Source organism: Paenibacillus xylanexedens (assembly GCF_007676705.1).
Lineage (GTDB): Bacteria > Bacillota > Bacilli > Paenibacillales > Paenibacillaceae > Paenibacillus > Paenibacillus xylanexedens_C.
In genome coordinates this window covers 1-1,098 of record NZ_VEBF01000018.1, presented here as the reverse complement: position 1 = coordinate 1,098, position 1,098 = coordinate 1, and the positions used below count along the sequence as shown (strand labels likewise).

Here is a 1,098-nt window from a genome sequence, read left to right as displayed (position 1 = left end):
TGGTATTATCCCCTTTTAGTAGACAAGAGAAAAAAGACATCTGTTAAGATGGACTTAATCTTGCCAAACGAAGGGGATTTTTTCATGGCTAAAAAAGGACAAACTTTCCGGCGGTACTCCTTAGAATTGAAATTGGAGGCGGCCCGGCTGGTCAACGAGGAACACATGAGTATACGTGAAGTGGCGAAATGTTTGGGTATTCAAAATAAATCTCAGGTACAAGTATGGGCAGCGAAAACGAAACAGGGAATGAGTTTAGAACCTGTTACATCCAAACGGGGACGCCTTAGAACAAAGTTTTCCAGTACCGAAGAAGAGATGGCATACTTGCGGGCGGAGATTGAATACTTAAAAAAGCAGTATCCAAATCTACACAAGGAGTGACGAGTAAAGCTGCCCGATTTCAGATCATAGAGGATTTACGAGTACGCCACGGCCTTTCCTGGCTCTTAAAGTTAGCTGCGGTGTCTCGCTCGGGCTATTACAAGTGGAGAAAAAGCATACCAGCGGCAAAAGAACGTAGACACAAACAACATGAATTGGAGTCGCATATGCTTGCGATCCATCGCGCACATCCCTATTATGGTTATCTTCGAATGACGGTAGCTTTACGAAAAGAAGGCCTTAGAGTCAACCACAAAAAGGTGTATCGATTAATGAAACAATTAGGAATCTCTTCTGTCATTCGAAAGAAGCGTCGATTCTTTGGAAAACAAGCTTCTGTGGTGAATCCAAATCGACTTCAGCGCCAGTTCCAGACGGATACGCCATGTACTAAACTGGTCACAGACATCACCTATATTCGTGCTGGAGAACACTTTGTGTACCTGTCTGTCATTCAGGATTTATACAATAATGAGATCTTAGCTTGGCATCTATCTGAACGAAATGACCTGGCTTTGGTTCATGAAACGCTGGATAGACTCCGTCAGCACGCGGATCTGAGTGGCGTAATTCTGCACTCGGATCAAGGATTTCAATATACCTCGAAGCCTTTTAACCGTAAACTGGAACAGCTCGGCATGCTAGGCAGTCACTCTAGGCGTGGAAATTGCCTAGACAATGCCTGTATCGAGTCTTTTTTCTCTCACTTAAAGA

General features: G+C 43.9%; 2 protein-coding genes. Both read left to right on the top strand.

Annotated elements, in window-relative coordinates; all coding sequences use genetic code 11:
- Nucleotides 1-384, top strand: a 384-nt coding sequence (locus FS628_RS33160) for a transposase (RefSeq protein ID WP_369008898.1), incomplete at its 5' end; no start/stop codon positions are given.
- Nucleotides 381-1,098: IS3 family transposase (locus tag FS628_RS30105; RefSeq protein ID WP_369008897.1), on the top strand; the 718-nt coding region annotated here is incomplete at its 3' end. The genes FS628_RS33160 and FS628_RS30105, both read left to right, overlap by 4 nt.